This window comes from Micromonospora sp. KC723, from assembly GCF_004348595.1.
In the GTDB taxonomy this organism is placed as follows: Bacteria; Actinomycetota; Actinomycetes; order Mycobacteriales; family Micromonosporaceae; genus Micromonospora.
Genome location: NZ_SMKD01000158.1, coordinates 1 through 11,679, shown reverse-complemented (window position 1 = coordinate 11,679; position 11,679 = coordinate 1). Strand labels below are relative to the sequence as shown.

At 72.8% G+C, this 11,679-nt stretch carries 11 protein-coding genes; 9 read left to right on the top strand and 2 right to left on the bottom strand.

Translation table 11 applies throughout. The features are described from left to right. Window positions 1-1,080: 3-deoxy-7-phosphoheptulonate synthase (locus tag E1165_RS24905; protein ID WP_132394167.1), on the bottom strand; the 1,080-nt coding region annotated here is incomplete at its 3' end. Between the two features lie 312 nt (window positions 1,081-1,392). Between E1165_RS24905 and E1165_RS24900 the strand changes: the two genes are divergently transcribed. After that, window positions 1,393-2,544, top strand: coding sequence for an alkaline phosphatase PhoX (locus E1165_RS24900; RefSeq protein ID WP_132394166.1), 1,152 nt, complete (start codon window positions 1,393-1,395; stop codon window positions 2,542-2,544). A 59-nt stretch (window positions 2,545-2,603) separates the two neighbouring features. Continuing rightward, on the top strand, window positions 2,604-2,819 hold the full coding sequence (locus tag E1165_RS24895) for a hypothetical protein (protein ID WP_132394165.1): 216 nt from the start codon (window positions 2,604-2,606) through the stop codon (window positions 2,817-2,819). A gap of 30 nt (window positions 2,820-2,849) precedes the next feature. Here E1165_RS24895 and E1165_RS24890 read toward each other — a convergent pair whose 3' ends face one another. Further along, complete coding sequence (locus E1165_RS24890) at window positions 2,850-3,578, bottom strand: phosphodiesterase (protein WP_132394164.1); 729 nt, start codon at window positions 3,576-3,578, stop codon at window positions 2,850-2,852. Window positions 3,579-3,687: 109 nt separating this feature from the next. Here E1165_RS24890 and E1165_RS24885 point away from each other — a divergent pair, with 109 nt between their 5' ends. From E1165_RS24885 to E1165_RS24855, 7 genes are all read left to right on the top strand, one after another. After that, window positions 3,688-4,980 (top strand): pitrilysin family protein, encoded by a 1,293-nt coding sequence (locus E1165_RS24885; RefSeq protein WP_132394163.1) that lies wholly within the window; start codon window positions 3,688-3,690, stop codon window positions 4,978-4,980. Then, complete coding sequence (locus E1165_RS24880; RefSeq protein ID WP_132394162.1) at window positions 4,977-6,323, top strand: pitrilysin family protein; 1,347 nt, start codon at window positions 4,977-4,979, stop codon at window positions 6,321-6,323. The genes E1165_RS24885 and E1165_RS24880 overlap by 4 nt, the downstream gene beginning before the upstream one ends. A gap of 119 nt (window positions 6,324-6,442) precedes the next feature. Beyond that, on the top strand, window positions 6,443-7,468 hold the full coding sequence (locus E1165_RS24875) for an aspartate-semialdehyde dehydrogenase (RefSeq protein ID WP_132394161.1): 1,026 nt from the start codon (window positions 6,443-6,445) through the stop codon (window positions 7,466-7,468). A gap of 160 nt (window positions 7,469-7,628) precedes the next feature. Continuing rightward, window positions 7,629-8,045 (top strand): CBS domain-containing protein, encoded by a 417-nt coding sequence (locus tag E1165_RS24870; RefSeq protein WP_132394160.1) that lies wholly within the window; start codon window positions 7,629-7,631, stop codon window positions 8,043-8,045. A gap of 164 nt (window positions 8,046-8,209) precedes the next feature. Continuing rightward, window positions 8,210-8,581: an SCP2 sterol-binding domain-containing protein gene (locus E1165_RS24865; protein WP_132394168.1), complete on the top strand. Its 372-nt coding sequence runs from the start codon at window positions 8,210-8,212 to the stop codon at window positions 8,579-8,581. Further along, window positions 8,581-10,656 carry a glycogen debranching N-terminal domain-containing protein gene (locus tag E1165_RS24860; RefSeq protein ID WP_132394159.1) on the top strand — a complete coding sequence of 692 codons (2,076 nt, stop codon included), beginning with the start codon at window positions 8,581-8,583 and terminating at the stop codon, window positions 10,654-10,656. The genes E1165_RS24865 and E1165_RS24860 overlap by 1 nt, the downstream gene beginning before the upstream one ends. Before the next feature lie 23 nt (window positions 10,657-10,679). Then, window positions 10,680-11,429, top strand: coding sequence for a 1-acyl-sn-glycerol-3-phosphate acyltransferase (locus tag E1165_RS24855; RefSeq protein ID WP_132394158.1), 750 nt, complete (start codon window positions 10,680-10,682; stop codon window positions 11,427-11,429). Window positions 11,430-11,679: the final 250 nt, after the last annotated feature.

Below are 11,679 nucleotides of genomic sequence, written 5' to 3'. Positions count from 1 at the left end.
GGGGGTGGGGAGGGTGGCGCGGCGGACGCGGACGGCCTGGGCGAGGTGACCGAGGACGTCGGCGGTGGTGTCCCACCCCATGCAGGCGTCGGTGATCGAACGCCCGTAGGTCAGCTCGCGGGTCGGGTCCAGATCCTGCCGGCCCTCGAGCAGGAAGCTCTCCAGCATGATGCCGACGATGCCGCGCTGACCGGCGGCGAGCTGCGCCGCCACGTCCGCCACGACCTTCGGCTGGTTGCGGTGGTCCTTGCCGCTGTTGGCGTGGCTGGCGTCGACCACCACCCGCTCGGGCAGCCCGGCGGCCCGCAGCAGGTCGAGTGCGCCGGCCACCGACCCGGCGTCGTAGTTCGGGCCGTCGTTGCCGCCCCGCAGCACCAGGTGCCCGTCGGCGTTGCCCCGGGTGTGCATGATCGCCGGGGTGCCGGCGACGTCGATGCCGGGGAAGACGTGCGGCACGCCCGCCGCCCGGATCGCGTCCACCGCCGTGGAGATGCTGCCGTCCGGGCGGTTCTTCATGCCGATCGGCATGGACAGGCCGGAGGCGAGCTGGCGGTGCACCTGGCTCTCCACCGTCCGCGCGCCGATCGCGCCCCAGGCGACGGTGTCGGCGATGTACTGCGGGGTGATCGGGTCGAGGAACTCGCAGCCGACCGGCAGGCCGAGGCGCAGCACGTCGAGCAGGAGCGTGCGGGCGGTGCGCAGCCCCCGGTTGACGTCGCCGGAGCCGTCCAGCGCCGGGTCGTTGATCAGGCCCTTCCAGCCGACCGTCGAACGCGGCTTCTCGAAGTAGACCCGCATCACCACCAGCAGGTCCTCGGCGTGCCGGTCGGCGGCCTCGCGCAGGCGGCGGGCGTAGTCCAGGGCGGCGGCGGGGTCGTGCACCGAGCAGGGGCCGACCACCACCAGCAGTCGGTCGTCGGCGTGGTCCAGCACCCGGCTGACCGCCCGTCGCCCGGCCAGCACGGCCGAGGTGAGCGAGGCGTCCAGGGGCAACTCGTGCAGGAGCAGGGCGGGGGTGGTCAACGGCACGACACGGTCGATCCGTTGGTCGATGACCGCGCCGGTCTCCGGGGTCGTCACGGTGGGATTCCTTCCGCCGACCGTGCCCCGGGGCCGGTACCCGGGTCGAGCCGGCTGCTCGTACGCAAAGAAGGCAGGAACTTCAGCTCCTGCCCGGCCGGCTCGAACTCAGGTGACGTCAGCTCATGGTGAGGTCACCGGCGTTGGAGCCGGCTGCCTAAACCATCGATACGAGCACGTCACGTCGACCAGCGTACCCGACCGGTCGGGGAAGGCTCACCGGGTCGTCCGGAAAGCCTCGCCTGGAGTTTACCCGCGTCGATGCCCCCGTCGGTAACTTCGTCGGCACCTACAGCAATCTGGGAGGTCTCGATGGACCGTCGTACCGTCCTGCTCGCCACCGTCACCGGTGGGGCCGCCGCCTTCGCCGGCAGCCTCTGGTCCGGTGTGGCGCTGGCCGCCCCGGCCCAGCCCGGCCCCAGCCCGTACGGCCCGCTCGGTGCCGCCGACGCCAACGGCCTCCACCTCCCCGCCGGCTTCACCAGCCGGGTGATCGCCCGCTCCCGGCAGGTCGTGGCTGGCACCTCGTACACCTGGCACGACGCTCCCGACGGCGGAGCCTGCTTCGCCGCCGGCACCGGCTGGATCTACGTCTCCAACTCGGAGATCACCCCGGGTGGCGGGGCCTCGGCGATCCGGTTCAACGCCGACGGGACGATCGCCTCGGCGTACCGGATTCTGTCGAACACCAACCAGAACTGCGCGGGCGGCGCTACCCCGTGGGGCACCTGGCTCTCCTGCGAGGAGGTCAGCCGCGGCTTCGTCTACGAGACGTACCCGCAGGGCGGCACCAGCGCCGTGCAGCGCCCGGCGCTGGGGCGGTTCAAGCACGAGGCGGCGGCGGCCGACCCGGACCGTCGGGTGATCTACCTCACCGAGGACGAGAGCAGCGGCTGCTTCTACCGCTTCCGGCCGACCGTCTGGGGTGACCTGTCCAGCGGGACGCTGGAGGTGCTGGTGGCCGGCACCGCCACCAGTGGCCCGGTGACCTGGGCGCCGATTCCCGACCCGGACGGCTCCCCGACGTACACCCGGAGCCAGGTCTCCGGAGCGAAGAAGTTCAACGGCGGCGAGGGCTGCTGGTACGCCGACGGCACCTGCTGGTTCACCACCAAGGGGGACAACCGGGTCTGGGCGTACGACGCGGTGAACCAGCGGATCGACCTGGCGTACGACGACTCGCTGGTGTCCGGCACCGCCCCGCTGACCGGGGTGGACAACATCACCGGCACCGGCTCGGGGGACCTGTACGTCGCCGAGGACGGCGGCAACATGGAGATCAACGTGATCACGCCGGCCGGGGTGGTCGCGCCGTTCGTACGGATCAGCGGGCAGGGCAGCTCGGAGATCTGCGGTCCGGCGTTCTCGCCGGACGGCAGCCGGCTCTACTTCTCGTCCCAGCGCGGCACCTCCGGCTTCTCCTCCGGCGGCATCACCTACGAGGTGCGCGGCCCGTTCCGCTGACCGGCGCGGCGGGAACCTCGCCGGCGTGCCGGCGGGCCGGTCGGGGTACCACCATCGGCATGACCCAGGAGCAGAGCGACCAGGAACGCATGGAATCCCGTGCCCACCTACTGCCGGAGGAGGCGGCGGTCGGCAGCGACGACCCGCAGGCACAGGCCGAAGCCATCCTCACCGAGTCCGACATCCGCGAGGAGGACCAGAACGCCGCCCCCGACACGGTGCTGGAGCACCGCACCTCCGACCAGACGGTGACCGCGGCCGAGCCCCCGGACTAGCCGAGCCCCCGGACTAGCCGAGCCCCCGGACTAGCCGGGCGGTGGCCACGCCGTCGACGCGCCCCGTGCCCGGCGGGACCCGGCGTAGGTCTGCTCGCGCAGCCAGGCGAGCGGACCCGCCGCCCGCAGGCCGGGCGGCAGATTGCCCACCGGGTCGAAGGCGAGCGCGGCGTCCGCCCGGGGGTCCACCGGCCCGCCGAGAGCCACCTGGCCGAACGGCCGCCACGGACCGGCGGCGGACGCGACCGCGAGCACCAGTCGCGGCACCGCCTCCCGGGTCGCCGCGACCACGTCGTCGAGGCTCCGCCCCAGGTCGACCGACTCCGGGTCGGCCAACGCCGCCAGCCAGATCCGCCGCCGCCCCACCCGGTACGACATGATCGTGCTGTACGTCCCGGCGAAGCGCCGCCGGGGCAGCGGCAGGTGGCGCAGCACCGGCGCGGCATTGCTGGAGCTGATTAGCAGGTCGAACGGGCGGCCCCGCGGCCGGTGCAGCCGGACCGCCAACCCGAGCACGTCCGGCCAGCTCCCCGGGGTGGGCACCCCCTTCGACAACCGTGCCGTGGCCCGGTAGCGGCCGGGGAGGTCCAGCAGTCTGACCCCGCTCGGGCGATCCGGCGTACCCCAGATCGTCACCTCGGCGGCGAAGGTGCGACCGGCCGGGTGCAGCAGGCGGGCGCCGCGCCAGCCGGCCAGGACGGCCGCGGCCCCGGCGACGGCGGCCCCGGCGACGGCGAGGCGGGTGGAGCGGTTGGGCATGGTCCTCTGGTACCCCGCGTCGCCCGGTCGATGCCCGCCCCGTCCCCGCCGGGGCACGCCGCGCCCCGGGGAGTCCCGTTCCACACCGGAGATCGGATAGCGTCGGGTCATGCCCGACAGCGGTTACCCCTGGCCCATCGAGACGACCCGACTGGACAACGGCCTGCGCGTGGTCGTGAGCGAGGACCGCACCGCGCCGGCGGTGGCGGTCAACCTCTGGTACGACGTGGGCTCCCGGCACGAGCCGGCGGGGCAGACCGGCTTCGCGCACCTCTTCGAACACCTGATGTTCGAAGGCTCGATCAACGTGGCCAAGACCGAGCACATGAAGCTGATCCAGGGCTCCGGCGGCTCGCTCAACGCCACCACCAACCCGGACCGCACCAACTACTTCGAGACCGTCCCCGCCGAGCACCTGGAACTGGCGCTCTGGCTGGAGGCCGACCGGATGGGCGGACTGGTCCCGGCCCTCACCCAGGAGACGCTGGACAACCAGCGCGACGTGGTGAAGAACGAGCGCCGGCAGCGCTACGAGAACGTCCCGTACGGCGACGCCTGGCTGCGGCTGCTCCCGTTGCTCTACCCGCCGGGCCACCCCTACCACCACGCGACGATCGGCTCGATGGCCGACCTGAACGCCGCCGACCTGGCCACCTTCCAGGAGTTCCACACCAAGTACTACGCGCCGAACAACGCCGTGCTGACCGTCGTCGGCGACGCCTCCGCCGCCGAGGTCTTCGCGCTGGCCGACAAGTACTTCGGCGCGATCCCGGCGCGGGCGGACATCCCGGCCGCACCGGACGGCCGGAGCGTCGCGGCCACCGGCCGGGCGGCCGTCGAGACGGTCACCACCGACGTGCCCGCCCCCCGCGTGTACGTCGCGCACCGTACCCACCCGTTCGGCACCCCCGGGAACGACGTGACGACCGTGCTCGCCGCCGTGCTCGGCAGCGGCCGGGGCAGCCGCCTCTACCAGCGCCTCGCCGACGGCGAGCGAATCGCCCAGCCGGACACCGTCGGGGCGTACGGGGTGGACCTGGCGCACGCCCCGGCCCCGCTGATCGTCACCGCCACCGCCCGTCCCGGGGTCACCGCCGAACGGCTCGCCGCCGGGGTCGCCGAGGTGGTCGACGAACTGGCCACCGTTCCGGTGACCCACGCCGAGCTGGAACGGGCCAAGGCGCTGCTGAGCACCGCCTGGTGGCGGCAGATGTCCACGGTGGACGGGCGCGCGGACACCCTCGGCCGGTACGCCACCCAGTTCGGTGACCCGGCGAAGGCCGCCGAGCGGCTGCCCGCCTGGCTCGGGGTGACCGCCGAGCAGATCGCCGAGACGGCCGCCGAGGTGCTCGGCGCCGCCGACCGGGTGACCCTGACCTACCTGCCCGAGGAGACCTCATGACGCTCATCGCCACCCGTCCCGGCGCGGGGGCCGCCCGCCCCTACCGGTTCCCGACGGTGATCCGGCGGGACGTCGCCGGTGGTCGGGTCGTCGCCGCGCACCTGCCGGGGCAGAACCTCGCGGTCGCGGTGCTGCTGCTCGACGCCGGGGCCGGTCGTGAACCGGTCGGCAAGGAGGGGCTCGCCGGGGTGCTCGCCAAGGCGCTGGAGGAGGGCACCGCGCAGCGGGACGCCACCGCGTTCGCCCTCGCCGTGGAGGGGCTCGGCACCGAGCTGGTGACCGGCCTGGACTGGGACTCCTTCCAGGTCAGCGTCCAGGTGCCAGTGGACCGGCTGAGCGCCGCCGTCGAGTTGCTCGCCGAGGCGGTCCGCACGCCCCGCCTCGAACCGGACGACGTGCGCCGGGTCCGTGACGACGAGGCCAACGCGCTGCGGATGGACTGGGCGAACCCGGGTCCGCGCGCCGACGCGGTGCTCCGCGCCGACCTGTTCGGCCGCGACAACCGCTGGGGGCGGCCGATGCACGGCGACCCGGAGTCGGTGGGCGCCCTCGACGTCGAGGACGTCACGGTCTTCCACTCCGAGTGGTTCATCCGCCCCGGCACCCTGGTCGTCGCCGGTGACCTGGACCGGCTCGACCTGGACGCGCTCGGCGCGGCGGCGTTCGCCGGCGCCGGGGGCGGCCCGGTCGACCGGGGCGGCCCGATCGAGGTTCCGCCGCGCGCCGGGCGGCGGATAATCCTGGTGGACCGGCCTGGTTCGGTGCAGTCCACGCTGCGCCTCGGGCACCCGTCGCCGCACCGCGCCCACCCCGAACACGTGCCGATGACCCTGGCCGGCACGGTGCTGGGCGGGGCGTTCACCTCCCGGCTCAACCACCTGATCCGCGAGGTGCACGGCTACACGTACGGCATCCGCGGCGACTTCGCCTCGTCCCGGCGGTTCGGTCGGTTCGCGGTCGCGTCCGGCGTGCAGACGGCGGTGACCGCCCCGGCCCTGGTGGCGGCGGTGGGGGAGATCACCCGTACCCGGCTGACCGGGGTGACCGAGGACGAGCTGGCGGTGGCCCGTTCGTGGCGCGCCGGTCAGCTCTCGGTCGAGTTGCAGAGCCCCCGGGCGATCGCCTCGGCGTTGACCACCCTCGTGGTGCACGACCTGCCGGACGACTACCACGCCCGGTTGCGCGAGTCGCTGCTCGCCGCCGACGTGGCGCAGGTCTCCGCCGCGGCCGCCGCGCACCTGCGCCCCGAGTCGCTCACCCTGGTGGTCGAGGGTGACGCGGCCCTCATCCGGGACGATCTCGTCGCCGCCGGACTGGGCGAGGTCACCGACCACACCGGGTGACCGGCCACCCCGGCGGCGGGTTCGTGGGGTGTGATTCCGGTCGCGTCCATCGCCGGCGGCGGCCCGGGCGGTGGGAAAGGATTCCCACCCGACCCGACCACCTGGGTAGCCTCGCGGGCATGAGGATCGGCATTGTGGGGGCCACCGGCCAGGTCGGTGGCGTGATGCGGCAGGTGTTGGCGGAGCGCGACTTCCCGGCGGAGCAGGTGCGGCTGTTCGCCTCCGCCCGGTCGGCCGGGCGCACCCTGCCCTGGCGGGACGGCGAGGTGACCGTCGAGGACGCGGCGACCGCCGACTACTCGGGGCTGGACATCGTGCTCTTCTCGGCGGGCAAGGGCACCGCGCGGGAACTCGCTCCCCGGGTCGCCGCCACCGGCGCCGTGGTGATCGACAACTCCTCGGCGTTCCGGATGGACCCGGCGGTGCCGCTGGTCGTCGCCGAGGTCAACCCCCACGCCATCATCGACCGCCCCAAGGGCATCGTCGCCAACCCGAACTGCACCACGATGGCCGCGATGCCGGTGCTGCGTCCGCTGCACGAGGAGGCGGAGCTGGTTGCCCTGGTCGTCTCGACGTACCAGGCGGTGTCCGGCGCCGGCCTGGCCGGCGTGGCCGAGCTGGACGAGCAGGTCCGCAAGGTCGCCGAGAGCGCCGCCGCGCTCGCCTTCGACGGCGCGGCCGTGGAGTTCCCCGCCCCGCGCTCCTTCGCCCGGCCGATCGCCTTCAACGTGCTGCCGTTGGCCGGCTCGGTCGTCGACGACGGCTCCGCCGAGACCGACGAGGAGCAGAAGCTCCGCAACGAGAGCCGCAAGATCCTGGAGATTCCGGGCCTGAAGGTCTCCGGCACCTGCGTGCGGGTGCCGGTCTTCACCGGCCACTCGCTCCAGATCAACGCCCGCTTCACCCGGCCGATCACCCCGCAGCGGGCCCGTGAGCTGCTCGACGGTGCTCCGGGCGTGGCCCTGTCGGACGTGCCCACCCCGCTGCAGGCCGCCGGCCAGGACCCGACCTACGTGGGCCGGATCCGCGCCGACGAGACCGTCGACCACGGCCTGGCGCTCTTCTGCTCCAACGACAACCTGCGCAAGGGCGCCGCGCTGAACGCGGTGCAGCTCGCCGAGCTGGTCGCCGCCGAGCGCCGCTGAACCCGCCGTCGGCCCCGGGTCGCCTGCTCCGGCGGGTCGCCCGGGGCCGTGCCGCGTCCGCACATCGACCCGTCCACGGATGCCGCCGCCCCGTCGGCCCAGGGTTACCTGCCCGGTGGCGCCGGGTAGTCGAGCGTGCCGACAGCGAGAGGGGAGCACCATGACGACGGTCGGAGAGTTCATGACGACCCGGTTGGTGACCATGGACGAGAACGACACGCTCACCGCGGCGGCGCAGGAGATGCGCGACAGCGCCATCGGGGACGTGGTGGTGACGGCCGGCGACGACGTGGTCGGCATCGTGACGGACCGGGACATCACCGTCCGCGGCGTGGCCGAGAACAGGGATCCGAACACCACCCCGTTGCGCGAGGTCACCAGCAAGGACCTGGTGACCGTCAGCCAGTACGACGACGCCGTCGCCGCCGCCGACCTGATGCGGACGTACGCCGTCCGGCGGCTGCCGGTGATCGACGACGGCCGGCTGGTCGGCCTGATCTCCATGGGCGACCTGGCGGTCGAGCGGGAGCCGCAGTCCGTGCTCGCCGACATCAGCGCCGACGACCCGAACAACTGATCTCCGCCGCGGGCGACCCGACGCCGGTCCCTTCGGGGCCGGCGTCGTCGTGTCGGTGCGACCTCCGCGGTTCACCCGATCCGGGCGAGGTTGACCTCGCGGTGGACGGGCACCCCGCCGGAGTACTTCGCGATGCCGTGGAACGACGGAAGAGAGGGCCGATGGTGGGGGACGCGACCACGAGGTTCTTCGAGGATCTGAACCGGCGGGGCTACGAGCCCGCATTGGCCAAGGCCTCCGGCAGGCTGCGGTTCGACCTGCACGAGGGGGCGCAGACCACCCACTGGCTGCTCGAGATCGACCGGGGGAACCTGCGGGTCAGCCAGGAGGACCGGGAGGCGGACACCGTGATCGGCACCAGCCCGGCGATCTTCGAGGAGGTCGCCTCGGGCCGGGGGAACGGCCTGGCGGCGATGCTGCGTGGGGACATGACGGTCACGGGTGACCCCCGGCTCGTCGTCCAGGTGCAGCGGATCTTCCCCGGCCCACCGACCTCCGAGGGGTCGCGTCGGCACTTCCGCGGGGAGGCGCACTGATGGCGTCGAACAGCACGATCCGGATCCTCGACGGCAACACCTTCGTGGTGTCGGAGGACACCGGCGACATCGAGGCGACCCCGAGCGAGCCGACCGGTCTGTTCTCCATCGACACCCGGTTCCTGTCCCGCTGGGTGCTCACCGTCAACGGGGAACGCCTCAACGCTCTCTCCTACGACGATCTCCAGTACTACGAGGCCCGCTTCTTCCTGGTGCCCGGGATGGCCACCCACTACATCGACGCCAAGCTGTCGATCATCCGGGAACGCGCGGTCGGCGGCAGCTTCCGTGAGCAGGTGGTCATCCTCAACCACGACGAGAAGCCGGTGGACCTGGAGATCCGGATGGAGGCCGGCTCCGACTTCGCCGACCTGTTCCAGGTCAAGGACGAGATCGTCAACAAGCAGGGTGAGATCTACGCCGAGGCCGAACCGGACCGGCTGCGGCTGGGGTACCGGCGCGGCAACTTCGTCCGAGAGACCATCATCTCGTCGTCCGAGCCGGCCCGGTACGACCGCAACGGCTTCGGGTTCACCGTGCGCCTGGAGCCGAACGAGCAGTGGGAGACCCGGATCGACGTGCAGACCGTCGCGCTCGGCCCGGGCGGACGTGACCTGCGGATGGGCCTGCGGGCGCACGACTCCGGCCGGCTCGCCCTCCAGCGCGACCTGGAGGAGTGGGTCGCCAAGGCGCCGAAGGTGAACAGCGAGCACGAGGACCTGGCGGCCACCTACCGGCGTAGCCTGGTCGACCTCGCCGCGCTGCGTTTCTCGCCGCTCTCGCTCGGCGGCCAGGCCCTGCCCGCCGCCGGTCTGCCCTGGTTCATGACGATGTTCGGCCGGGACAGCATCCTGACCTGTCTGCAGGTGCTGCCCTTCGTGCCCGAGCTGTCCAAGACCACCCTGCGTATCCTCGCGGCCCTGCAGGGCACCCGGTTCGACGACTTCCGGGACGAGGATCCGGGCCGGATCCTGCACGAGATGCGCTACGGCGAGACGGCCGCGTTCGAGGAGCAGCCGCACTCGCCGTACTACGGCTCGGTCGACGCCACCCCGCTGTTCGTGGTCCTGCTCGACGAGTACGAGCGGTGGAGCGGGGACGTCGCGCTGGTCAAGGAACTGGAACCGGAGTGCCGCCGCGCGCTCAGGTGGATCGACGACTACGCCGACCTGGTCGGCAACGGCTACATCTGGTACGAGCGGCGCAACGCCGACACCGGCCTGGAGAACCAGTGCTGGAAGGACTCCTGGGACTCGATCTCGTACTCCGACGGCACGTTGCCGCCGTTTCCCCGGGCGACCTGCGAGGTACAGGGGTACGCGTACGACGCGAAGCTGCGCGCCGCCCGGATGGCCCGGGAGTTCTGGGGCGACCCGGCGTACGCCGACCAGCTGGAGCGGGAGGCCGCGCAGCTGAAGGAGCGGTTCAACCGCGAGTGGTGGGTGGCCGACGGCGAGTTCTACGCCCTCGCGTTGGACCCCGACGGCCGGCAGTGCGACGTGCTCAGCTCGAACATGGGGCACCTGCTGTGGAGCGGCATCGTCGACCACGACCGGGCCGAGAAGGTGGCCCGGCACCTGGTCTCCGACCGGCTCTTCACCGGCTGGGGGGTGCGCACCCTCGCGGAGGGGGAGGTGCGGTACAACCCCATCGGCTACCACAACGGCACGATCTGGCCGTTCGACAACTCCTTCATCGCCTGGGGCCTACGGCGGTACGGCTTCGCCGAGGAGGCCGGCACCATCGCCAGTGGCATCCTGGACGCCGCCCGGTACTTCGACGGCCGGCTGCCCGAGGCGTTCGGCGGCTACCCCAGGGAGCAGACCAAGTTCCCGGTGGAGTATCCGACGGCGTGCAGCCCGCAGGCCTGGTCGACCGGTACTCCGCTGCTGCTGATCCGGACCATGCTGGGCCTGGAACCGCATGAGGGACACCTGGCGGTCGAGCCGGTGCTGCCGGTGGGTATGGGCCGGATCGAGGTGCTGGACATCCCCGGCCGGTGGGGCCGGGTGGACGCCTTCGCCCGGGGCCGACTCGAACTGCACCACACCCGCTCGGCCCCTACGGAGGCGTAACCTACGCGCGGTAAAGTTGGCGGATGCCGGAACTCGTGTATCCGCCCGTGATCGCCGCCGCCAAGACGATGTTCCGGGTCCTCGACCTGCGACTGACCGTCGAGGGCAGCCACCATGTCCCGCGCGTCGGCGGGGCGGTGCTGGCCAGCAACCACGTCAGCTACCTGGACTTCATCTTCTGCGGCTACGGCGCCCACGAGGCCCGCCGCCTGGTCCGGTTCATGGCCAAGCACGAGGTCTTCGCGCACAAGGTCTCCGGTCCGCTGATGCGCGGCATGAAGCACATCCCGGTGAACCGGGCGGCGGGCGCGGGCTCGTACAACACGGCTTTGGACGCGCTGCGTCGGGGAGAGGTGGTAGGCGTCTTCCCGGAGGCGACGATCAGCCGGTCCTTCACCGTCAAGCAACTCAAGAGCGGGGCCGCGCGGATGGCGCAGGACGCTGCCGTGCCGCTGCTGCCGGTGGCACTGTGGGGCACCCAGCGGCTGTGGACCAAGGGCCGCCCGAAGAACCTGACCCGCCGGCACACCCCGATCACCATCCTGGTCGGCGAGCCGATGGACCCGACCGCCTACCCGGACGCCAACACGATGACGGTCGAGCTGAAGAGCCGGCTTTCCGCCCTGGTCGACCGGGCCCAGCAGGAGTACCCGGACAAGCCCGCCGGCCCCGAGGACGCCTGGTGGCAGCCGGCCCACCTGGGCGGCACGGCACCCACCCTGGCGGAGGCCGTCGAGCTGGACCGGCGCGGCCGACGCACCGCCGCCTCCTGATCCCGCACGGGACTCGCCGCGCGGCTGCGGCGCGGCGGGCCGGCGCGGTGGTCGCCCGTGTGACATTCCCAGGAACTGCGACGCTGGAGACACCGAAGGCGCTTGGACGGGAACCCTCCCCCTTTGCCCGCCCGGCGCCGGCCGGCCGCGTCGCGCGGACGACGAGACCTTCCGGGGTCGTTCGCGCGACGCGGGTCGGCCGCTGCCCGCGGGGGGCGGCGTCGCTCCCCACGGCCGCCCGCCCCATCCG